We start from the raw sequence: 22,679 nt of genomic DNA on the forward strand, positions 1-22,679 counted from the left end.
ACGATGAAAAAGATAAAGCAAATAATATCTGTAGGTGCTGTGCTTGTAGTTAGTTTAGTACATGCCCAACTTTCTCCAACGGAAAACTATGTATATTCAAAGACGATTCTTGATTATGATACCAATAATCAGCCGACCAAAACCTCAGAAACAGTTCAGTATTTTGATGGTCTTGGTAGACCTAAGCAGATTATAAATATAAAAGCATCTCCGACAGGAAAAGATGTGGTTACCCCTATTGAATATGATGGCTTCGGAAGACAGGTAAAAGATTATTTACCTATTCCCCAGGGACAGACCTTAAACGGAGGTATTGTTTCAAATCCTTTAGCCAATGTCATAAATACTCCTTACGGACAGGAGAAGATCTATGCGGAAAAGACATTAGAAAACTCTCCTTTGGACAGACTATTAGAACAAAAACAAGTAGGGACGGCCTGGAGTGATAAACCTGTAAGGTTTGAATATGGAACCAACACCGCAACAGAAGTTAAAAAATACGTAACAGTAACCGGTTGGGCCAGTGGAACCACGTCATCTGCCATCAGCCAGTCCGTGAACTATGGCGCGAATCAATTGTATAAAAATACAATCACGGATGAAGATGGCAATAAGACCATTGAATTCAAGAATGGAAAAGGTCAGACTATTCTGGTTAGAAAAGTTATTAGCCCTACTGAAAATGCAGATACTTATTATGTTTATAACGAATTTGATCAGTTAGCTTTTGTCATTCCTCCTAAAGCGGCTGTGGTTGCTGATGTTAATACGCTACTGGGAAGCCTGTGTTATATTTACCGGTATGATGGAAGAAACAGGCTTATTCTTAAGAAACTTCCGGGTAAAGATTATGAGTTTATGGTATATGATAAACAGGATCGGCTGATCATGACCCAGGATGCTGTAATGGGAGCTAATAAACAATGGCTTTTTACCAAGTATGATCAGTTTGGAAGAGTTGCTTACACCGGAATCTACACCTCTACAGAAAAATCCGGAACAATAGGGAGGGCGGCTGAGCAAGTAAAAGCCGATGCTGTGGGGAGTAACAATGTAACGAGAACTGCTTCCGTAGGATTTATTGTGGGAGGCCGTGGAGCTTATTACACGAATAATGCTTCAAGTTATCCTAATACCATTACCACTCTTTTAAGTATCAACTATTATGATACCTATCCTGTATACAGCTTTAATCCAACATTTCCAACCAATATTTTAGGAACGCCTGTTATTACTGATAATTCCACATCAAATGCAGTGAGTACCAAAAGTCTTCCTGTGATGAGTCTGGTAAAAAATATAGAAGATAATAACTGGACCAGTAATTATACATACTATGACAGCAAAGGAAGAGTGTTAGGAACTCATTCCGTTAATCACCTGGGAGGATACACCAAAACAGAAACTTTACTTGATTTTGCAGGTACTCCACAGAAAGCGATCACAACTCATATGAGAAAACCGGGTGAGGCAAGTGTTACCATCAATGAACGTTTTGTTTATGATAATGGAAACAGGCTAAAACAACATTATCATCAGGTTGATAGCAACCCCGAAGAATTATTAACGGACAATACCTATAATGAACTTTCGCAGTTAAGCAATAAAAAAGTAGGAAACAATCTCCAAAGCATTGATTACAATTACAATATCAGAGGTTGGCTAACAGACATCAATAAAAACCAGATGTCCGTGGCTGATTTAGGAGGGAAGCTTTTTGCTTATAAGATCAAATACAATCAGAAAGAAGGAATCACTAATCCGGATCCAGTCTTATTCTCTGGAAAAAATGTTGAGGCAAAATACAATGGTAATATCGCAGAAGTAGATTGGAGGGCAGTGGAAACAATCGGAGCCAATCCTTCTCTTACTCCTAAGAGATACGGATATGTTTATGATAAGCTGAACAGATTAACAGCTGGATATTATCAAAACCCAAATAACCCCAACAGCAAAGAAAATACAGAATCTTTAACCTATGATTTGAATGGAAATATCACCAATCTTTATAGAACCTCAGTTCTGCAAGGGACAATTGCCACAAAAATTGATGATTTAGAATATACTTATTCAGGAAACCGGGCCACTACCATAAAAGATAACAGTGGTAACAAGACTGGTTATGAAGGAACAACAGGACTTCCCATAGGATATGATGTTAATGGGAATATGATCAATATGGCAGATAAACAAATCAATGGAATAGTGTATAATTATTTAAATCTGCCCAATGCAATATCTATTGGTTCAAGTCAGGCATATACTGATATTACTACAAAGTATGGATCAAATGGGACAAAGCTGAGAAAACAAGTCGTAAAAACACTTGTTGGAATAACAGGCACTACTTCTTCTACGGAAACTACAGATTATCTTGATGGATTTCAATATATAAATATAACAGGATCCGGAAATAATGGAGGAGGTACGGAAATGTTTGCTGCTAGTCTGGAAACGAGCAAAGCTTTGGAAATGGAGGCTTATTCTGCAGAGACTTTAAATGTTGTTCCCGGTTTAGGGGCAAAGAATCCTGAGCTTCAGTTTTTCCCAACCGCAGAAGGATTTTATGATTATGGAAAAGATCAGTATATTTACCAGTATAAAGATCATTTAGGAAATGTAAGGATAAGTTTCGTAAGAAACAGCACAGGCGCTCTTGAGATTACAGATGCTAATGATTATTATCCATTTGGAATGAACCATTTAAAAACGGGATTCTCCTTTTTTAGTCCAAGTGCCTATAAGAATTACAAATACAACGGCAAGGAACTTCAAGAGACGGGTATGTATGATTATGGGGCGAGAATGTACATGGCGGACATTGGAAGATGGGGGGTAGAAGACGAATTGGCAGAAAAGTCGAGAAGATTTTCACCTTATACCTATGCATTAGATAATCCTATAATGTTTGTTGATCCAGATGGTAGAGAAGCACAACAGTGCTGTGGAAAATTATGGGAACTTACTAAAGCGTATTATTCTGGTTTATATCAAGGAGCAAAAGCAACAGTTCAAGGAACCGCTAATTTTGTCAGACATCCAATAAACAGTATAAATGCAGCAAGCAAAGCAATGGCAAAAGATCCTATAGGAGCTCAAACCAATATGCTAAAAAGCGTAGCCAAAACTTTTTCACCAATGGTATCTGCAGCCAGTATTGGATATACAGCAGCTACAAAAGGAGTTAATGCAGCGGGAAGAGAAGCCGGGAGTGATTTGACACAAAAAGTAATTGATGCAACTGTCACTGCGGGATTGAAGGGTGCTGGAAATTTAATAGGTAAAGCAACTGCAGCTGGAGAAGCATCCACTTCTAAATCAATAACAGTAACGCAGGAATCGGTTACTCAAGCGCTACAAGATTCAAGTTTGAAAACAACACAAGGGGTCGTTTCAGGACCCGTAGTTGAAAATTATGTAGGAAGAATAATGAACGGAGATGTAGCACCTCCTATAAAAGTTACAAGTGAAGGTGTTATAGTTGAAGGAAATCATAGATATGTTGCAGGGAAATTAACAGGTGTGGAACCAGAGCAAGTGCCAGGAACTTTATCCCCAAGTCAACAATCTAGAGTTGCTCCTGTAAAAGATACCAAAGTAGACCCAACTGATTGGGGGCAACGATAAAATTATAATTATGAAAATTTATTGTGAAAATAATAATGAAATAGATGTTCCTTATAATAGCTTAAAAGGTGCTATTTTGGATAATTTAGATTTACATAGAGTTAAGCTTGAAAATGTTGAATTGAAAGGTGTGATTTTTCATAAATCCAATTTACGAGGAGCACTTCTTTATAATTCAGATTTGAGAAATGCAGATTTATCTTTTGTAAATTTAATTACCGCGGATTTACGTGACACCTTATTAATGAATGCAGATTTATCAAATGCAACAGCTTACAGATGTGATTTTAGACACGCAAAATTACAAAAAGCAAATCTAAATAATGCCAATATTAATTCTGCGGATTTTAGTAATGCAAATTTATCCGGAGCAGATATGTGTTGTTTAGAAATAGAGGAAGCAATATTTAGAGGAGCGGTATATAATGAAACTACAATTTGGCCGAAAGGATTTAATCCTAAGGATTTTGGCTGCATTTTACTTTAATAAATTTTGTTATGAGGCTTTTTTTAGACATTGATGGTGTAATGGTTCACGCTAATCCATATAAAAAAGTGGAGATGGAAGAAGATGGATTTTATAAATTTAATGCAAATGCTATTGATGTTATAAATTCAATTGATGATTTAGAAATAATTTTATCAACTTCACATAGATTTAGATTTGATATTCAAGAATGGGAAAATATTTTTCAGAGGAGAAATATTAAATTTAAAGAAATATCTATTATGAATTTAAAATTAGATTCCAAATTTTCAAGAAGAGAGGAAATAGAAAAATGGATAAATGATAATAAAATTGATCCTGATGATTTAATTATAATAGATGATGATAAGTCATTAAATGGGTTACCAGATAATTTAAAAAGAAGATTAATTTTAACAGATCCTTATATAGGTTTGAATAACGCTGCTCTCCAAAATTTGCAACTTCGGAACAGATAACAAAAAAACTTCCCCCTGCTGGCGCGAGCGTCACGCTCGTGCCCGAATAAAGACTAACAATCTATATAAAAATCCGAGAAGGTACACTTTCTCGGATTTTATTTTAGTATTTAAGATTAATGGGCCTGAAAGTAGCCTTATAACAGAAATATACAAATGGAAATATGGTAGTGTAAGAAACTACTGTAATGATGACCAGAAAATTCTGGAAATAGATTTAAATTTGTGATGTGAATGGCAACGAGCGTGACGCTCGCGCCAGCGGAGGATCCTGAAGCTGTCGGAGCTGCGGTTGTTATGGTTGCAGCTGGGAAAGGTCTTGCTAAAGCTGGAGGAGCGAAAGCTGCTGTTGTTGAGACTGAAGGAGCCGCAATGAATGGAGGGACTCCACTTTCAAGAACACAAATGAATTCTATTGTCGGAGGAGGAGGAGCTGAAAGAGCAGCGCAATATTCCTCTGAATGGCCCAGTGCTAGCTTGTCAGAAACCATACAGAAATTTGCACCTGAAGCAGAAGGTGTAACCACAGACACAGGAAAAACAATCTATACTAATTCTGAAACAGGATTGCAAATTGTTTATGATAATAACGGTAATTATTTTAGAATTCAAGATACAAATATAACAGGAAGACGAAGCTATTTAGATATGGACGGTAATATTCCAAATAATAAAACTGTAGATGGAAAACAATTGGGAAGAAGTCAAGGTGAATATAATCAAGTAACTCATTTTAATAATAATGATTAACATGCCAAAAACAATAATTGTTCCAAAGAATAAAGAAGCAGAAAATGCATTAGATTACGATACAGCTACTAAAGAACAGATAGTAGAATTAAATTTATCCGAGCAGGAATTTGAAAAATTATGGAATGAAGGTGTGTTCTCCTTAATTAATAAAGTTTCAGAATGTAATATAGATGATTATGAAGACGAACATATCACAGATTTAGGTCTTATATCTAACACATTAATTGAGTTAAATAAAATTTTAAGTGGTTCAGAGAATATTATTAAAATGTTTGAATTTGCTCTAACATATAAGACTAGTATACATTTTTATTTTTAGGATATTAGTTAAAACCTTGGTTACCATATGAATACTTTCGTATGGTCAAGTAACATAACCATTGCTATTTTTGCAGTGGTTTTTGTGTTAATGACAATCCTTAATTGCGATGAGGGTTTTGAGACATCTTTAACCTACATTGGTTTGCTTTCATTTACCATAACAAGTGTTTTATTAATTGAGATCACATTCTTACAAAAGAATAATAAAAAAAGGATTTTGGAGGTAGTTTTTCACAAGGTTTTGTATTTTTTTCTTGGTTTTACTATGTTCTGTATTTTCTTTTTTGGAATAACATATGTTTTTACAAACTAGGAATTTTATAGTTTTCTGATATTAAATAAATCGTAATTAACCAATATTAAAAATTAAAATAAAAAGCCTTTATCAAATTCGATAATGAAGTTGTTTATTATATTGTTGATATGAAAATCAATTTAGAAGAACTCAAACAAATTATTCCCAATATTAAACTTGAAGAAGATAATAGTTACTTAATATCTTATCCGTATTATTAATTATTTCAAAAAGGACATATTTACTGAACAAGATTTGATTTGTGGTGCATTTATGATCTATGGTTGGATGCCAACGATCTTAAAAAACATAGACTGTACTGATATAGATAAGATTGTTGACTTGTTTAATAAAGCAAAGTCAAGTGATAATATTCTAACCGAAATTGAGATTGAAAACTTGAAACCTTTTACAAATAAGTCGTTGGTTGGATTATCTAAACTTCTTCATTTTATAAATCCTAATGTTTATCCTATTTGGGATAGTAAGATTTGTAAATACTTTTTTTCGAACGGTTTCTATTCTAAAATAGGTAATATCTCAATTTATTTAGAATATATAGATGCAATAAAAGAAACTATAAAATCTGGCTTACCCAATGAATTTAATAGTATAAAAAAGCAACTGGGATATGAAGTTACTGATGTAAGATTAATTGAATTGGCTATCTTTTTAAAATCAGTTTGACAGTTGGTTTTTATGATGGTTAATGGTTTGTTTTAAGTTTTTCTTTTAAAGACAGAATGAATAGAATTTAATGAGAGTTTTGAAACATCTATATCCCACATTGGCTCATTTTCATTTACCACAATAAGAGTTTTATCATTGAGATCAAACTCCTCCACAAAAGAATAATAAAGTAGTCTAGTAATTGTTATACGAGATCTTTTACCATTGTGACTTAACAGTGTATAAAAATAGTAAGCTTTATTTTTTGGTTGTACATCAAAGCGCAGGGATATGATATGTTCATTTAAGAAAGTTTTGATTTTGTTAGTAGTCCAAGTATTTAATCGCTTTATTCTTCCTTTATTAGAAATGGCAAATTGCTCTTCGAAATCTTTTATAGGTTTCCACTGTTCATCAGGTAGGTCTTTAAGTGACAAATTCATACAAGCAGGTGGATTGTTTTTGTCAATTAGAGGATTGCCTAGTCTTTTCCAAAGAGACTTGTTTAGTATTTTATTTGGTTTTTCTTTTGTGCTGGGTGCAAAGTCTTCTTTTGTGGGAGTATAGCCTTTTAAAAACCATCGAAATCTCGTGCCCGAATAAAGATTAACAATCTATATATAAATCCGAGAAGATACACTTTCTCGGATTTTTATTTTTAGTATTTAAGATTAATGGGCCTGAAAGTAGCTTTGTAACAGAAATATACAAATGGAAATATGGTAGTGTAAGAAACTACTGTAATGACGGCCAGAAAATTCTTGAAATAGATTTAAATTTGTGATGTGAACGACAACGAGCGTGACGCTCGCGCCAGCGGAGAGGAGTTATTAATAATCATTTAACCTTATAATTTGTAAAATCATGAAAAAAAAACGTTTACTAATATATCTTATTGTTGGACTGACTGTAATAGGCTATCTCATATACAGAACAGTTCTTTTTTCAGAATATGATAATAAATTAACGGTAAGTAATTCAAAACCAGAAATTAAATTGGGGGATTTGCTTAATAAAAATGATATAAAAGTAGATTACCTAAAAAGCTTTAAGTATGATAATACTTCTATAGGGTTTGATGCAATAGTTAATAATAAGTATTACGTTAAAGTTACAAAGCTTGGAAAGCTCCGTAATATCCCGTTTGTTATTAATAAAACAAATAAAGATTTTATTATTAATTATGAAATAACACGTTTTCCAATTGATGTTGATGTTCAAATTGCACAATATTTTAGTTTTTACGACTTTCCTTTTCATATAAAAGAGGCAAAATACTATATAGATGGTAAAGAATTAAAACGAATTGATGATCAATTTGTAGAAATTATTTTTCAAGGTAATTATATTAATTTTTCCTTTAATAATAAAGGGAAAGAAGATTTCGGATATCTTACACCTAATGAAGAAATGTCAGTCAGCTTTATCTTATATAATAATGAAGTATATGCAATTAATACCAAAATGTATAAAGACTATCCTTTTAAAAGTTTACATTCATTATTAAGTGAAAGTGGTCAGTAGTAAAAAAAGATAATTCCGCTCCAGCTGCTAGTGCAAACATCTTGCTAGTGTTAAATAAATTAAATTCGCTGCTACATCATTAGTTTATTTTGGTAGAATGGCCGTTTATGAACATTATTATAACGATGACAAAGCAGCATTTTAAAATGATTAGATTTATAAGGTTATTGTTTTATCATATTTATATATGCTATGATAAATCAGAGAAAGGAGGAAAAGCTTTAACTAAATTTTCCACCTTTGCAGTTTTTTTAGTTGTATTATCTCTTTTAGTGTATGGCTCCTATAGTTTAATTTACCAATGTATTGACAAAAATTATATTGGTACCTCTAAAATATTATATGTTTTTGGGTGGATAGTTATTGGAATTATTATAGCATATTACTTATATAAAGAAGGATTTCATGATTTAGATAAATTTAAGGATTATCATGTAAAATATTATTTTTATTTCTTTTTAATAGCAGGATTTGCTTTTGCTTTGGCATTTTATTCAGCTAGTATTAATAGGGAAAGGATTTCTAAACAAAGAGAAATACAGAGTAAATCTATTGAAACAGGAAAGTGAAATGATTTAATTTATAAGATTACTTTTTATAATAATTATATATACCATGTTAAATCCCCTTCTGGCGCGAGCGTCACACTGATGTCCGAATTAGGTAGGCTGACAACTTATAAATAAATCCGAGAAAGTACTAATTTCTCGGATTTTTATTAAGGTTGTTTTAGAAGTGGTTTTGTAACAAAACCTTATGAATGGCAATATAGTAGGGCAAAAAATTAATATAATGATGATTAGGAAACTTTGGAAATAGATTTAAATTTGTAATATATAAATGGCAACGAGCGTGACGCTCGCGCCAGCAAGGGGCGAGCGTCACGCTCGTGTCCGAAAAAAGTAAAATCAACAATTTATAAATAAATCCGAGAAAGTATTAATTTCTCAGATTTTTATTTTAATATTTGAAAGACTGAAAGTACTTTTTTTGTGGAATCTTATAATTGAAATTTAATAGTACAAAAAATTACTATAAAGGTGATCAGAGAATTTTGGAAATAGGTTTAAATTTGTAATGTATGAATGGGCAACGAGCGTGACGCTCGCGCCAGCGGGGTAAATAAACCAATGCCCATTAATAGTAAAATTAATTTAAAGACATTAAGAAAATGAAAATAATAGTATTAATGCTAATGTCTGTATTATTATATTCTTGTAAAAAAGAAGTAAAAAATCCCTACTTTACATCTGACGAAGTTTATAATAAAGTTTTACAGAGTACTGATATTATCCATCAAGAAATCTCAAAAACTGACGGAATTTTTTATGTATTAAATAGATATGATACACTAATTATAATGTCTGTAAAATATGAGAATGTTATAAAGCCTTCTTTTATGATAAAAAAAGAAGGCACATTTTATACAAATTGCTGTAAAATAATTGTTACAAAACCCTATCATCCTATGTTTCAAATTATACAACAGCCTAATAGTTTGAAGAAGAATGATTTTGATAAAAATTTAAGTCATTATAATGGTAATGATTATCAAAAAGGAGTAATGTATAAGATAAAAGATTTAAACCATCTAGAATTGATTGCAAAAGGAGATTTAAGAAAGTATTTTTATCCCATTAAAGAATATAATTTACCAATTATAAAGCCTCCAAAAGAATATTTAGGAAAGCCCTATAAAAAATAACTTGCTCGCGGATACAAATCCCCCTTGCTGGCGCGAGCGTCACGCTCGTGCCCGAATAAAGATTAACAATCTTTATATAAATCCGAGAAAATCTTCTCGGATTTATATTATTTAATATTAATGGGTCCTGAAAGTAGCTTTGTAACAGAAATATACAAATGAAAATTTGCTAGTGTAAGAAACTACTGTAATGATGACTAGAAAATTCTGAAAATAGATTTAAATTTGTGATGTGAATGGCAACGAGTTTGACGCTCGCGCCAGCGGAGGAAACTTCTCATAGAGTAATTGTAGATAAAAAGAAAGGTAAAATTGTAACTTCATTTCCTCAAAAAGCAAATTAATATGTCAGTTAATTTTTTAGATATAGATAACAAAAGTCAGATTTTATTTAATATTTCTGATTCTGAATTTTTAAAATTTGAAAATATTATTAAAATTTTCAATAAGAAATATGATAATCTGTTTGATATATATGGTGATTTTAGATTATATCAAAACCATATTAATTATCTGATTGAATTATTAGAGCAACAAAATGTTAAAGAAGATTTATTTTATAGATTTTTATTAATGGCAAAAAATAATAATAAAACATTATTAGTAATTGGAAACTAAAAGAATTGAAACAGGTCAGATTTGGTCTTTAAATGATGATGAAAATGGATAAGCATTTGTTATTGATATAGATAATGATCTTACAATAGAATGCAGATGTTTTCATTTTCGGAATCAAGTTTTTTGATGTCGCTAAAACGGTTGAGCATTGCCGGATCTTTAAAGATGTTTATTTCCTCGGTTTCTCCTAGAAGATAACTGATAGTAATTCCTAAAATCTTAGCAATATTTTTTGCTACTTCCATAGAAGGATAAGGAAGCTTTTTGCCATTGAATTTACTAATGCCATATTTTTTCTATATTTAGAAGAAGTATATAGTAAGACAATGCTGATAAACTTAATACCTCCGGATGGAGGCATGTTATATAAAGAAACCGATATGGCTCAGTTTTTTCCTGAGCCTTTCAATGCAATAACTGCTGTATTTTTTTTAGCCATAGCCATTTTCTGGACCATTAAATTGAAGGGTCGTTTTAAAGAATATCCTTTTTTAACCTACTGCTTAATTTTATTGTACATTGGTGCCATAGGCGGAACTATTTACCATTCTTTCAGGCAATGGCCGGTATTTATCATGATGGATTGGATGCCCATTATGCTGCTGTGTCTGTCTGCCGGATTTTATTTTATAGCAAAGAGCACCAAATGGTACTATGCTGTTGTAATGGTTATTGTCTATGTGATCCTTATGTTGGGTTTGAGAAATTGGATTTTGGTCGATAACTTTGCTCTCTTTATCAATATCAATTATGCGATCATGGCTTCATTTGTGCTTTTTTCGGTAGTAAGGTATTTGATGTATACAAAGTGGAAAGCCGGAAAATGGGTGGGTTTTGCTTTATTGTCGTTTGTTTTCGCACTTATTTTCCGTATCGTTGATCAGTGGGGATGGTTGAGTTTCGGAACCCACTTTTTATGGCATACTTTCGGGGCGGCAGCCACATTTTGCATGTTTAATTATATTTATCTTACGCAGAATACAATGAGAAAAAAATAAAGAGTTTACATTTTCTTTGAATTCTAATTCATTCATAAGTGTGTTTAAACTTAACCACAAAATCACAAAAGTTTTATTATTTAAACCCCTTCGGTTTGTGGTTTAATAAAAATTTAAACATTTTTTTATGAAATTCACAGTGTGATTCTTTTACGTTTGCAAGAAAGATGATTTACTTATATTTGTCGCAAAGCAAATTTAAATGTTCAAAAAAGTAAGCGCTGTATTTATTCTTGGCTTTTATACGGTTTTTTGTTCGGCCCAACAGGTTCGACCTTCCCAATCTTCTGAAATTTACCGTGAACTCAAAACAATTAAACAGCTGCCTAAAGTTTTATACCTTGCGGCTCATCCCGATGATGAAAATACAGGATTGCTTTCCTGGTTAATCAACGATCAAAATGTAGAAACGGGCTATCTGTCTTTGACAAGAGGTGATGGTGGTCAGAATTTATTAGGCACAGAGCAGGGGGCAGCATTGGGTTTAATCAGAACGCATGAGCTTTTGGAGGCAAGAAAATTAGACGGTGCCCAACAGTTTTTTACCCGGGCCATTGATTTCGGGTTTTCTAAAAATACGACCGATACTTTCAAACAATGGGATGAAAAGAGCATTATAGCGGATGTTGTTTGGGTGATCCGTCAATTCCGTCCGGATGTTATTATTTGTCGATTTCCTCCAACTGCAGCGGCAGGCCACGGACAACATGCGGCTTCGGCCGTGGTTGCGGAAAAAGCCTTCAGGCTGGCAGGTGATAAAACTGCTTTTCCGGATCAATTAAAATATGTGAATGTATGGCAACCCAAACGCGTATTGTGGAATACTTTCCGGTTTGGTGGAGTTAATACAACCGCTGAAAATCAACTGAAAGTTACCGTTGGGCAATATGATCCGCTGCTGGGAATGGGCTATGGTGAACTGGCAGGATTAAGCAGAAGCCTACATAAAAGCCAGGGAGCAGGAACACAGTCTGTAGCCGGAATCAAAACTGAATATTTTTCTCATGTTATCGGAGAGCCTGCAAAAGCAACACTTTTTGACGGAGTCGTTAAAACCTGGACTTCAAAAGGAAACGCTGACATTGACCTGGCCTTAGATCAAATTATTTCCACCTTCAATTTCAATAATCCTGACCTGAGTTTACCCGCTTTGCTTGCCTTACGAAAAAAGGTTATGGCACTTCAGGATGCAGATCTGAAAAAGGATAAAATTAAATCTCTCGACCATATCATTCTGAGCTGTGCCGGATTTATGGGCGAGGTGGTGACGAATCAGGCTGAAGCCGTAGCCGGGGACCATTATAATTTCAGGTTAAATCTGATTTCAAGAGCTGCTGATCCTGTTGTTTTAGAAAATGTACAATGGTTACATCAATCAGAAAGCTTCAATAGAAAACTGTCAAAAGATTCTTTAATTACCATTCAGCATAACATTCAGATTCCTGCAGATGCGGCACTTACAGAACCTTACTGGTTGGCAAAACCTCCCGCCAACGCAGCAACTTTCTCTGTTCCGAATGATACTTTAATTGGTTTGCCTGAGGCGGAGTCATCCCTGAATGTGTTGCTTGGTTTAAAAATAGGCTCTGAAAAATTTCAGGTTAAACTTCCTTTATCTTTTAAGAAATTAGATCCGGTGCGTGGCGATGTGGTCGAAGGCCTGCGTATTGTTCCAGCATTGGAGCTGAAATTTATACAACCCCTGTATGTGGTTAAAGGAAATGAAGATTTACATTTGAGTTTAAATGTTAAGGTGAATTCCAGCAAAAACTTCAATAAAGGTATCCTCAATCTCATGTATAACGGAGAGCGAATAGGTAGCGCGGATATTAGTTCGCTCAATGGAAAAGATACTACCATCGATTATGTTATTCCAAAAACGAAACTGGCTTCAGTTAATTCATCCCGCTTGCAACTGGAAGCCAATTTTGTTGCAGATGGAGTTACGTATAATAAAAAGCAGATATTAATTCAGTATCCGCATTTACCTTCTTTACAATATTTTGCACCTGCCACTGTAACCATCATGAAAGGTGACATTCAGGCGAAGGTTAAAAAAGTGGGGTATATAGAAGGTGCGGGTGATTTCATTCCTGACTTCCTACGCATTGCAGGTATCCAGGTAGACGTCCTGAAAGATGAAGATTTTTATGGCAATATAGATGAGTCTGCCGGAGACGGGAGTCAGAGCAAGCTATCGCAGTATGATGCCATCGTACTTGGGGTTCGCGCTAATAACACAGAGAAAAAGCTGGGTCGTTGGATGCCTTTTCTATGGTCTTACGTAAAAAAGGGTGGTAATCTGGTAATGCAGTATAACACCAACCAGGATACAACCGTTGATAAATTGGGGATATACAATTTCAGTATTGCCAATAAACGGGTTACCGAAGAAAATGCTGCGGTTACGTTTTTAAACCCTGATCATAAATTACTGAACTTTCCAAACAAAATTACTCCTGATGATTTTAAAGGCTGGGTGCAGGAGCGTGGTGCCTATTTCCCTGCACAATGGGATGCAGCGTATGAACCGCTTTTTGAAATGCACGATACTGATGAAGAGCCTCTTCAGGGATCTACTTTATATGCCCAATACGGTAAGGGTAATTTTATCTATACGCCGTTGGCATTTTTCAGACAGCTGCCTGCGGGAAATGTGGGGGCGGCACGTTTATTTTTTAATTTTTTAAGTGCACAGAAAAACTGATGAACAAACAACTTAAAAACTGGAATATCTGGTACATACTATTAGCAGTAGCATTAGTATTCCAGATTGCATTTTATTATTGGTTTACTAAATTCTGGGCATGAGTAATATAGATTGGACAGTTCTCATTTTTACACTGGTTGCAGTGGTGGTTTACGGCGTATTCATCGGCCGGGGCCAAAAAAACAACGAATCCTACCTGAAGGCAGATAATAAAATGCCTTGGTACATTGTGCTGATAGGTATTATGGCTACGCAGGCTAGTGCCATTACATTTCTTTCAGCACCGGGCCAGGCCTATACGGACGGTATGCGTTTCGTTCAGTATTATTTTGGTTTGCCTTTGGCGATGATCGTTATCTGTATCACCTTCATCCCTATTTTTCAGCGCCTGAATGTGTATACGGCCTATGAATATTTAGAAAACCGTTTTGATAAGAAAACAAGGGTACTCACTTCATTGCTTTTTCTTTTTTCCAGGGGTTTGTCAACAGGAATCAGCATTTACGCGCCGAGCATCATCTTATCAAGCGTTTTAAACTGGAATATTTATTTGACCAATGTTTTAACGGGCGGCATTCTGTTGATTTATACCTATGTTGGCGGTGCAAAAGCGATCGCTCACACGCAAAAATTGCAGTTTCTCATTATTTTGGGAACAATGGCTTTTGCTGGGTATCTGCTTATCGAGAATATGCCGAACGGAATTGGTTTTAAGGATGCGTTGTATCTGGCGGGGAAATCAGGCAAGCTCAATGTCATTACCACAGAATTCGACTGGAAAGACAAATACAATATCTGGAGTGGATTGATTGGCGGTTTTTTCCTGGCGCTTTCTTACTTCGGGACGGACCAGAGTCAGGTCGGCAGGTATATTACGGCCAAAGACAACACCAATGCAAAAATGGGTTTGCTGTTGAACGGATTGGTTAAAATTCCGATGCAGTTTGCCATTCTCCTGATCGGTGCCCTGCTTTTCGCATTCTTTTCTCTGAAACCGGCTCCGATTTATTTTAATGAACGTTCTTATCAATATTTAAAGGAAACAAAACCTGAACAGGCTGCGGTTTTTGAAAAAGAACATCAGGATTTGCAAATAAAATTTAACGCAGAATCAAAAGAAATTTTAAAGCTAAAAGAAACTCATTCCCCCCGGCTCAACAAAACAATTCAGGATTTTAAAAATACGCAAACTGAGGTAAAAGCATTGCACGGAAGGGTAGAGGAAGCAATTAATAAATCAAATTATAATGCAGAGAAAACGGATACGAATTACATTTTCCTGTATTTCGTAAAAAATAACCTGCCTGTAGGAATGATCGGTTTACTGTTTGCCGTCATTTTTCTGGCAAGCTGGGGGTCCATTTCAGCAGCGCTGAATTCCCTTGCCGCCTGCTCATTAAAGGATGTTCATCTGATATTCAGAAAAGATATTCCTGATGAGAAAACCGAATTGAAATACAGTCGCCTGCACACTTTGGCCTGGGGTATTTTCTCGATTGGGGTAGCTATGTTTGCCACGCAAATGGGCTCGCTTATTGAAGCGGTGAATGTATTGGGGTCTCTTTTCTACGGCCCGATTTTAGGGATTTTTCTGGTTGCATTTTATTATAAGAAAATCAACGGCGCGAATGTATTTATTTCTGCCATTGTATCAGAAATTACGGTAATTGCCGTTTACCAGTTGGATATCATTTCTTTCCTCTGGCTTAATGTAATCGGCGCAGCGGCAGTCGTTATATTTTCTGCAATTGGTTTAGTATTTTATAAGCCGAAAGATGTAAATTCGTAAACAACAAATAAACAAACAAATTATTATGAAAACAATGATTAAATCTGTTACTGTAGTTTTTGCTGCAATGACGCTTTCAGTAAATGCCTTTGCACAGGACACTAAAAAGCCTGCCAGCCCTCCGGCTACTGCTACGGGAAAAATTAAAGATGCCACCATTACCATAAACTATAGCAGTCCTTCTGTTAAAGGGCGTACCATCTGGGGTGGTTTAGAAGCTTACGATAAAGTTTGGCGTGCGGGAGCTAATGAAGCAACTACTTTTGAAACGGATAAAAATATTACCGTTCAGGGTAAACCGCTGCCTGCAGGGAAATACAGCTTCTTCCTGATTCCTAAAGAAAGTGGAACATGGACTGCGATTTTCAACAAAGAGCCGAAACAATGGGGTGCTTACAAATACGAAGAGGCAAAAGATGCTTTACGTGTTGATGTAAAAACAAAAGCTTTACCGGCAACACAGGAAAATTTAGTGTATAAAATCAACAGTAATGGATTCACAATGGATTGGGATAAAATCTCGGTTCCTGTGGAGATCAAATAAATTGAGATACAACAAAAAATCCCGGATCATCCGGGATTTTTTGTTATTTATAGTATAATTTCTGTAAGCCAACTTCACACTTACCAATTTCTCAATGATCTTTATAACTATGTAAAAACTCATTTTAACTTTAATTTTCTTTAGTTGTTATTTTTTTTATGTACTGATTTTTAGTGATTTAGATTGTTATTTTCTTAATGATATTATTTTTCTTTTTTTGTTTGGTATGAAAATTGTCATAAGTAATAATATCACATATATGTGAGATAATAAAATAAGACACTGTTTAAAGTGAAACAAAAACTATAAAGGTTTCATCTTTTTCAGTAGGGCTTTATTACATCGGTTAATGTATTAAATTATCAATACTACTATTGATTAACCTTTAGCCTATTAAATTAAATATTTTGATGTAGACTAATTCTACCAACTTTATTCTTGGCAGTTCTTTTTTACGTCTATATATCAACCAACAGATAGCTAAACTATTATACTAATCTTTATATAAAATATTATGAAACAAACAATTAAAACTGCTAATGATCAATCTGTAATTGGTGTTATCAATCGTTTATCATGGACTTCCATTTTTGCTGGTGTCATAATAGCTATAGCGGTTCAACTATTATTGAATCTATTAGGTTTGGCAATTGGCCTGGGAAGTATAAATCCTCTTGAAGAAGCAAAACCCTTTAAAGGATTAGGAACCGGAGCACTTATATGGTGGATTGTCACTATGCTAATTTCATTATTTTGTGGCGGCTGGGTTGCTGGTTGGTTTTCTAACCAGATTAATAAGATAGATTTGTCATTGCATGGGGCAATTACATGGTGTCTACTTACTATTTTAAATCTTTATATAATTACGAGTTCAGTCGGTAAAATTGTTGGAGGTGTGGGAGCTGTTGTTAATAAAGGACTTGATGTAGCAGGTGAAGGTGTGAAGGCAGTAGCGCCAAAAGCAGGTGATATGATCAATGATCAATTAAATATCAACCAGAACTCCATAATGAAGCTTAAAAGCGAAGCAGAGTTACTGCTCAAGCAAACAGATAAAAAAGAATTACAACCTGGAAATCTTGAAAACAAATCAAAGAAAGCTTCTGACAATGTAAAAGGTACAGCAAATTCGATATTAGAAAACCCTCAGGAAACACAAGCTAAGATTGATTCATTATTCTCTAAACTTTTTCAATCAGAAAATTCTACATTTGAAGCCGTTGACCGTGATGCCTTAGCTAATATTGTTATGCACAGAACCGGCAAATCAAAAGTAGAATCTGAGCAGATCGTTGACAATTGGATAAAAGTAACAAACGAGACTAAGGCAAAGATTAAAGAAACTAAAGAAAAAACTGAACAGAAAGCAAAAGAAGTAGGGCAGGATGTGGCTTCAGGTCTTTCAAAATTTGCATTATTTTCATTTTTTGGACTTTTGCTGGGAGTTATTAGTTCAGTCTTTGGCTCAATAGTAGCAGGAAAAAAGCAAAGAGATTTGTTAGTAATTGAAAATACTAATGAGTAAACAAACTTTTAAATAAATAAACTAGGGTAAAACTTCTTATTAAAGAAGTCTGAAAATAAAAGAAAGCTGTTAACTTGTACAGCTTTCTTTTAAATTTATTTTGATTACAATAATCTTAAATAAAATGCAATGAGAATTAATTTAAAGACAATCTTTTTTTCATTTTGTTTATACCTGAAAACTTATATAAAAGGAAGGATTATATTTTATAATTTCGAATAATTTTTTCCCATTAACTTGTAAGAATTTTCGAATATGAATAAAAAAATGGTATGTTAATTGTACCCTTTTATACTGAATTACAAATTATTTGAAAAACGATTAATATGTGCAAGAAAAAAAATAACACGACAGGATTACTTTTAGCATTGATTGGTGGAGCAGCAGTTGGAGCAGCAATAAGTCTGTTATATGCTCCTAAAAGTGGCAAAAATACAAGAAAGAAAATCAAGAAATTAGCCAAGAATGTTAAGTATCAAGCTCAGAATAAATATGATGAGGTTACTGACAAAGTGAAGGAGGAGTACAACAATATTTCTTCAAATTTAAAAGATACAACGAGTAATGTTGTGAATACTATAACTGACAAGTTTGATTAATATAATTAATATAAGAGTAAGGATTTTTAGCCAAGGGCTATAAAGTTTTTAAATACTAGAGTGGTTAAGCTTTCCTTAACCACTCTGGTATTTTATTGTTAATAGGTAAAGTTTTACAGTATCTAACAGGAAAATCTTATTAGAATTAATCTTATAGATTATTATACTTTTTTTTACTTTCCGTCAGCTACCCCCAATATCCACCGAACCCCAAAAAGATCTGTTATTTCGATGAACCGTTGTTTTTCCGCTTCCGGAGAAGAACTTTCTTTATCTTTAGCGAGCCACATTATAAGCCTAGACCGTTCGGATGCATCCTGACAGGGAAAATAAATTGCAAGTTGGTTGCCCGTTTGGTAACCTTCATCATGAACAAGATCGGAACCATGAAGAACGATGCGTTCAGAAATTAGAGAACCACTAATCACCGGTTTATTGTAATATTGATTCAGAGGTATTTCCAATAGTTCAAAAAAAAGTTCTCCTCCAAAACAGGATTGATAAAAGGTAAATGCTTCTTTACAGTTTCCCGTTAACGTTATAAATACTCCAAATCTTGCAGATTCATTTTGATGGTTAAGCATATAGTTACATTAAGCATCCGGAATTTCAGGCTCCACAAGCCTTTTTAATTTTTCAAGGGATTCCTGCCAGCCCAGATAGCACATTTCTGCAGGTATCTGTTCAGGAATACCAGTTTGTTCAATTCTGATTTCTGTTCCGCACGATACTTTGCCGAATGAGACTGTAGTAGTCATTTCTCCCTGCAAAGCCGGATTATCAAAATGCTCAATATATTTAAGAAACTGCCCTTCTCTGATCTCAGTATAGGTACCACCGAAAGAATGTCCGTTACCGGTGCTGAAATTAATAAAAGTCATTTTAAACTGTCCGCCTTCTTTAAAATCTGCCTGCTGCACAGTGCATATAAATCCATAGGGCGGAATCCAGGAAGCATAAGCTGTTACATCGGCAAATGCGCGGAAAACTTTTTCCGGAGCTGCCTGGATTATTCTGTGTAATGAAACGTTGTTGTTTGTCATTTTTTTGATTTTAGAGGTTTGAATATATTTTAGTTTTTTTTTAATTATCCAAAGATTTATTGTACTGACGGGATTTTATCATAGGAAGCGGCTGATTCTTCTTTTCGGACATTCCATTTCCGGAAGCGATAAGAGACCATCAGTACTGCCAAAAATACAAGTGGCATCAACATATATCCCAGATTACCGTCAACACATGCATGGCTTATAAAAGCAAATATCAGGTTAAAAGCCAGACCGGCATAGGCCCATTCTTTTATTTTATCAGGTACCTTATTAAATGATATGGCCACAATTCCTAATATCTTGCAGATAATTAATGCGTAGGCAAAATAGTCCGGATACCCCAGGGCTTTTGTTCCTGCATTTACATATTCGGGTGCAAACAATAAAGTTGCAGCAGGCATAACGCCTTCCCAGAGGATCAGTACAATGGTAGCTGTCCAGAAAATTATTTTATTCTTTTTCATATTTAAGGATTTAGTAATTATTAATTATTTGATGATTCTGCATATTTTACAAAATTGTCCAGAATAGCCTGCCAGCCCTGTTTCTGAAATTCGGGATCATTCTCGGTTTCAGGATCAAAGCTTGTTGTTATCAATGTTTTTCCGTTTTGTATATCGAAGATGGTAGAGGCTGTTCTTCCATCAGCCATGGTATAACTTATTTCCCTGTTTGGGTCAACCTTATCGTAAGTACCGGAGAAATCGAAACCGAAACTTCCATCCCTGGCTTCCATTCTGTTTGTAAATGTACCTCCGACTCTGAGATCATTATTACTACTGGGACAATGCCAGCTTGGGTGTGCCGAATTCCAGTTCATAATATCTTCCGGTGAATTCCACATTTTCCATACTTTTTCCACAGGAGCATTAACTTCGGCCTGTACCTGAATTTTTTGTTCGTTTTTCATTGTTTTAATTTTTTGTTGTTATTGTTATGACAAAGATCGAACAGATAATAAAAAAACGGGTGTTGTAAAAACGACAACCTAAGGGGTGGATTACGACAAAAATTATAAGTATATTTACACCAAAATAAAAGGTATGCAGATATCAGTTTTTGTTCCTCAATATGGTACCATAGAAGCCATAACCCCGGCATTCAGGACTTTTCATACTGCGAATGAGTTTCTTTCCGTATTCGGGAAAAAGCCAATCTTTAAAGTAGAATATGTAGGATTAAATGAGTATGTTCCTGCTAATAGCGGAGAGTATACGATAAAGACAAACAGGCTCCTTCAGAATGTTACCCATACGGATCTGCTTATCATTCCTCCTACCTTTGGGGATATGGAGGAAGGCATAGCGGCAAATGCAGATGCAATTCCCTATTTCAGGAAACTTTATTTCGAAGGAACAAGCCTTGCCAGTTTATGTGTCGGTGCCTTCCTTCTTGCAGAAACAGGTCTTCTGGACGGCAGTAAATGTTCTACACATTGGGCTTATATTAACGAGTTTAAAAATAGGTATCCGCAGATAGAAGTAGAAGACGGGGCCATTATAACAGAACATGATAATATTTACAGCAGTGGTGGAGCGAGCAGCTTATGGAACCTGATACTTTACCTAGTAGAAAAATATTCCGACAGGGAAACTGCTATTATGATCTCAAAATATTTTGCCCTGGACATAAGCAGGGATAACCAATCGCAATTTGCCATTTTCCGTGGTCAAAGAAGCCATACGGATGAACAGATTAAAAGTGTTCAGGATTTTATAGAAGATCATTATGAAGATAAAATGACAGTTGAAGATCTTGCTGCCTATGCCGGTATAGGACGCCGTACGTTTGAAAGAAGGTTTAAGGATGCCACAAACAATACTCCTGTAGAATACATACAGCGGGTACGCATAGAGGCTGCTAAAAAGTTTTTTGAACAATCCCGGAAAAATGTTTCGGAAGTAATGTATGATGTAGGCTATACGGATACAAAGGCATTTCGTGATATTTTCAGAAAAATCACCGGACTTACCCCCATTGAATACCGGAATAAGTTTGCCAAAGTTTATTAAGCCTTAGCATCAGGTTTTTTTACAATAAGCCTGCAAAAGGTATTGATTATAGATACAATTTCAAAAGAGATTAATTTGCTCAACGAGAAAGTTACTAGTAAGGAGTTTAAGATTATAATATGAAATAACTCTATCAGATTGAATATCTTTATGATAATACACTTAATAATGAAAAAGTCTTGGTAATGTCATATAATGTTATTAGCTTTATAATGAATTCTGAATTCTGAATGACCATATTATTACACCTCACTAAATTTATTTAATCATGAAAAAGCAAATCTTTATCGTTGCGTTGTCTCTGGGAGCAACTGCCTTAGGAACCCACCGGGCTATGGCACAAAATTCAGAGCAGGTGAGTACATCAGTCAATATTATTTTATCAGACGTTATTGCAATGGATATTGGCTCTGCTGCTTCAGAAGGCGCCGTAGATTTTAATTATGGGAGCACAAAAGATTATAGTTCATCTAAAAATGTGACCGTTCCCAATAGTTTAGTCATTATTTCCTCTAAAAATTTTGATGTAAAAGTAAAATCTGAAGGGCCACACTTTGTAAATGGCGCAAACGTTATTCCTGTAGATATATTACAAGTAAAAGCGATACCAGGCGGAAGTTTGGTGGGAACTCTTAATGAGGTCACTTTATCTCCAAATGATCAGGTGTTGGTGAGTAATGCAAGTTTGGGTACCAAACAGTCTTTAAATATTGCTTACTCTATTTCTGCGGAAAATGCATCCAAGGTACTTTTAGGAAAACCACAAGGAACTTATACACAAAAAATAACTTATACTGCCACTGCATTGTAAGTCAATATTAATTTTAAATAGAAAAGCCCTCGATACTACAAAAGTATCGAGGGCTTTTCATTTATCATATGAGTAAATCTTGTAGTTATTTTACTACATGAACTTCCGTTTTCCACTACAAAGAAACTTTTAGCACCACTATAAATTTGCAGTATACAAAAGATAACAATTAAGTAAAAAATAAC

The 22,679-nt window shown here is 34.5% G+C and carries 24 protein-coding genes; 18 read left to right on the forward strand and 6 right to left on the reverse strand.

Going from position 1 to position 22,679, the window contains the following annotated elements; genetic code table 11:
- Nucleotides 1-3: 3 nt before the first annotated feature.
- The 6 genes from AAEU33_RS12020 (at nucleotide 4) to AAEU33_RS12045 (ending at nucleotide 6,628) form a co-directional block, all read left to right on the forward strand.
- Complete coding sequence (locus tag AAEU33_RS12020; protein WP_345987739.1) at nucleotides 4-3,627, forward strand: DUF6443 domain-containing protein; 3,624 nt, start codon at nucleotides 4-6, stop codon at nucleotides 3,625-3,627.
- Between the two features lie 10 nt (nucleotides 3,628-3,637).
- Nucleotides 3,638-4,114, forward strand: coding sequence for a pentapeptide repeat-containing protein (locus AAEU33_RS12025; RefSeq protein ID WP_273648404.1), 477 nt, complete (start codon nucleotides 3,638-3,640; stop codon nucleotides 4,112-4,114).
- A gap of 11 nt (nucleotides 4,115-4,125) precedes the next feature.
- Nucleotides 4,126-4,572, forward strand: a complete 447-nt coding sequence (locus AAEU33_RS12030; protein WP_273648403.1) for an HAD domain-containing protein — start codon at nucleotides 4,126-4,128, stop codon at nucleotides 4,570-4,572.
- 234 nt (nucleotides 4,573-4,806) lie between these two features.
- Entirely contained in the window at nucleotides 4,807-5,322 is a 516-nt protein-coding gene (locus AAEU33_RS12035) for a hypothetical protein (RefSeq protein ID WP_345987741.1), read from the forward strand.
- Between the two features lies 1 nt (nucleotide 5,323).
- Nucleotides 5,324-5,644 (forward strand): hypothetical protein, encoded by a 321-nt coding sequence (locus AAEU33_RS12040; protein WP_345987742.1) that lies wholly within the window; start codon nucleotides 5,324-5,326, stop codon nucleotides 5,642-5,644.
- Nucleotides 5,645-6,229: 585 nt separating this feature from the next.
- Nucleotides 6,230-6,628 carry a hypothetical protein gene (locus AAEU33_RS12045; protein WP_345987744.1) on the forward strand — a complete coding sequence of 133 codons (399 nt, stop codon included), beginning with the start codon at nucleotides 6,230-6,232 and terminating at the stop codon, nucleotides 6,626-6,628.
- A 32-nt stretch (nucleotides 6,629-6,660) separates the two neighbouring features.
- Here the strand turns inward: AAEU33_RS12045 and AAEU33_RS12050 are convergent, their stop codons facing one another.
- Nucleotides 6,661-7,053 carry an NUMOD4 domain-containing protein gene (locus AAEU33_RS12050; RefSeq protein WP_345987745.1) on the reverse strand — a complete coding sequence of 131 codons (393 nt, stop codon included), beginning with the start codon at nucleotides 7,051-7,053 and terminating at the stop codon, nucleotides 6,661-6,663.
- Between the two features lie 421 nt (nucleotides 7,054-7,474).
- Between AAEU33_RS12050 and AAEU33_RS12055 the strand changes: the two genes are divergently transcribed.
- The 4 genes from AAEU33_RS12055 to AAEU33_RS12070 all read left to right on the forward strand — a co-directional run bounded on the left by AAEU33_RS12055 (nucleotide 7,475) and on the right by AAEU33_RS12070 (nucleotide 10,457).
- Nucleotides 7,475-8,134: a hypothetical protein gene (locus AAEU33_RS12055; RefSeq protein ID WP_345987747.1), complete on the forward strand. Its 660-nt coding sequence runs from the start codon at nucleotides 7,475-7,477 to the stop codon at nucleotides 8,132-8,134.
- A 107-nt stretch (nucleotides 8,135-8,241) separates the two neighbouring features.
- The gene (locus AAEU33_RS12060) at nucleotides 8,242-8,703 is read left to right on the forward strand and encodes a hypothetical protein (RefSeq protein WP_345987749.1); all 462 of its coding nucleotides are present in this window, start codon (nucleotides 8,242-8,244) and stop codon (nucleotides 8,701-8,703) included.
- A gap of 602 nt (nucleotides 8,704-9,305) precedes the next feature.
- Nucleotides 9,306-9,839: a hypothetical protein gene (locus AAEU33_RS12065; protein ID WP_345987751.1), complete on the forward strand. Its 534-nt coding sequence runs from the start codon at nucleotides 9,306-9,308 to the stop codon at nucleotides 9,837-9,839.
- Nucleotides 9,840-10,184: 345 nt separating this feature from the next.
- Nucleotides 10,185-10,457: a hypothetical protein gene (locus tag AAEU33_RS12070; RefSeq protein ID WP_345987752.1), complete on the forward strand. Its 273-nt coding sequence runs from the start codon at nucleotides 10,185-10,187 to the stop codon at nucleotides 10,455-10,457.
- 80 nt (nucleotides 10,458-10,537) lie between these two features.
- Here AAEU33_RS12070 and AAEU33_RS12075 read toward each other — a convergent pair whose 3' ends face one another.
- The gene (locus AAEU33_RS12075; RefSeq protein ID WP_345987753.1) at nucleotides 10,538-10,702 is read right to left on the reverse strand and encodes a hypothetical protein; all 165 of its coding nucleotides are present in this window, start codon (nucleotides 10,700-10,702) and stop codon (nucleotides 10,538-10,540) included.
- Nucleotides 10,703-10,783: 81 nt separating this feature from the next.
- On the opposite strand from AAEU33_RS12075, the gene AAEU33_RS12080 reads away from it, so the two are divergent.
- From AAEU33_RS12080 to AAEU33_RS12105, 6 genes are all read left to right on the forward strand, one after another.
- A complete protein-coding gene (locus AAEU33_RS12080; RefSeq protein ID WP_345987755.1) occupies nucleotides 10,784-11,455 on the forward strand; it encodes a hypothetical protein in 672 nt (223 codons plus the stop codon).
- A 202-nt stretch (nucleotides 11,456-11,657) separates the two neighbouring features.
- Nucleotides 11,658-14,162 carry a PIG-L family deacetylase gene (locus AAEU33_RS12085; RefSeq protein WP_345987756.1) on the forward strand — a complete coding sequence of 835 codons (2,505 nt, stop codon included), beginning with the start codon at nucleotides 11,658-11,660 and terminating at the stop codon, nucleotides 14,160-14,162.
- Nucleotides 14,163-14,262: 100 nt separating this feature from the next.
- Nucleotides 14,263-15,954, forward strand: coding sequence for a sodium:solute symporter (locus AAEU33_RS12090; RefSeq protein WP_306612811.1), 1,692 nt, complete (start codon nucleotides 14,263-14,265; stop codon nucleotides 15,952-15,954).
- A gap of 25 nt (nucleotides 15,955-15,979) precedes the next feature.
- A complete protein-coding gene (locus AAEU33_RS12095; RefSeq protein WP_345987758.1) occupies nucleotides 15,980-16,498 on the forward strand; it encodes a DUF2911 domain-containing protein in 519 nt (172 codons plus the stop codon).
- Between the two features lie 514 nt (nucleotides 16,499-17,012).
- Nucleotides 17,013-18,023, forward strand: coding sequence for a hypothetical protein (locus AAEU33_RS12100; protein WP_345987760.1), 1,011 nt, complete (start codon nucleotides 17,013-17,015; stop codon nucleotides 18,021-18,023).
- A gap of 326 nt (nucleotides 18,024-18,349) precedes the next feature.
- A complete protein-coding gene (locus tag AAEU33_RS12105; protein WP_345987761.1) occupies nucleotides 18,350-18,622 on the forward strand; it encodes a YtxH domain-containing protein in 273 nt (90 codons plus the stop codon).
- 173 nt (nucleotides 18,623-18,795) lie between these two features.
- On the opposite strand, the gene AAEU33_RS12110 is transcribed toward AAEU33_RS12105, so the two are convergent.
- The 4 genes from AAEU33_RS12110 to AAEU33_RS12125 are packed head-to-tail and all read right to left on the reverse strand — an operon-like array spanning nucleotide 18,796 to nucleotide 20,581.
- A complete protein-coding gene (locus tag AAEU33_RS12110; protein ID WP_345987763.1) occupies nucleotides 18,796-19,206 on the reverse strand; it encodes a hypothetical protein in 411 nt (136 codons plus the stop codon).
- Between the two features lie 9 nt (nucleotides 19,207-19,215).
- Nucleotides 19,216-19,665 carry an SRPBCC family protein gene (locus AAEU33_RS12115; protein WP_345987764.1) on the reverse strand — a complete coding sequence of 150 codons (450 nt, stop codon included), beginning with the start codon at nucleotides 19,663-19,665 and terminating at the stop codon, nucleotides 19,216-19,218.
- Nucleotides 19,666-19,721: 56 nt separating this feature from the next.
- Nucleotides 19,722-20,135, reverse strand: a complete 414-nt coding sequence (locus AAEU33_RS12120) for a DoxX family protein (RefSeq protein WP_345987766.1) — start codon at nucleotides 20,133-20,135, stop codon at nucleotides 19,722-19,724.
- 20 nt (nucleotides 20,136-20,155) lie between these two features.
- Nucleotides 20,156-20,581 (reverse strand): SRPBCC family protein, encoded by a 426-nt coding sequence (locus AAEU33_RS12125; RefSeq protein WP_273648394.1) that lies wholly within the window; start codon nucleotides 20,579-20,581, stop codon nucleotides 20,156-20,158.
- Nucleotides 20,582-20,714: 133 nt separating this feature from the next.
- Between AAEU33_RS12125 and AAEU33_RS12130 the strand changes: the two genes are divergently transcribed.
- Together AAEU33_RS12130 and AAEU33_RS12135 are read left to right on the forward strand one after the other, a co-directional pair.
- Nucleotides 20,715-21,683: a helix-turn-helix domain-containing protein gene (locus AAEU33_RS12130; RefSeq protein ID WP_345987768.1), complete on the forward strand. Its 969-nt coding sequence runs from the start codon at nucleotides 20,715-20,717 to the stop codon at nucleotides 21,681-21,683.
- 268 nt (nucleotides 21,684-21,951) lie between these two features.
- Nucleotides 21,952-22,494 (forward strand): peptidoglycan-binding protein LysM, encoded by a 543-nt coding sequence (locus AAEU33_RS12135; protein WP_345987769.1) that lies wholly within the window; start codon nucleotides 21,952-21,954, stop codon nucleotides 22,492-22,494.
- The last annotated feature ends 185 nt before the right edge of the window (nucleotides 22,495-22,679 follow it).

The sequence above is a fragment of the Chryseobacterium sp. Chry.R1 genome (assembly GCF_039645525.1).
GTDB lineage: Bacteria > Bacteroidota > Bacteroidia > Flavobacteriales > Weeksellaceae > Chryseobacterium > Chryseobacterium proteolyticum.